The 270-nt window shown below is 56.7% G+C and carries 1 protein-coding gene; it reads left to right on the top strand.

Annotated elements, in window-relative coordinates; genetic code table 11:
• Positions 1–270: multinuclear nonheme iron-dependent oxidase (locus tag AAEY78_RS13280; RefSeq protein WP_352339771.1), on the top strand; the 270-nt coding region annotated here is incomplete at both ends.

Below are 270 nucleotides of genomic sequence, written 5' to 3'. Positions count from 1 at the left end.
ACGTGTTGCAGCGTCCGCTGGTGCTGGAAAATGTCTCCAGCTATGTGCGTTCCAAGGCGGATGAGTTCACCGAGTGGGAGTTCCTCAACGCCTTGGCCCACCTGAGCGGCTGCCAGTTGCTGCTGGACGTCAACAACGTCTACGTCAGCGCACGTAACCATGGTTTTGATGCCTGGACCTTCATTCGCAACCTGCCACCCGAAAGCATTCGCCAGCTGCATTTGGCGGGGCATATGGACTATGGTGACTATGTGGTCGATACCCATGACC

Source organism: Psychrobacter sp. 16-MNA-CIBAN-0192 (assembly GCF_040309565.1).
In the GTDB taxonomy this organism is placed as follows: Bacteria; Pseudomonadota; Gammaproteobacteria; order Pseudomonadales; family Moraxellaceae; genus Psychrobacter.
The sequence above is the reverse complement of the archived record's forward strand: the minus strand, read 5'-3'. Positions and strand labels throughout refer to the sequence as shown.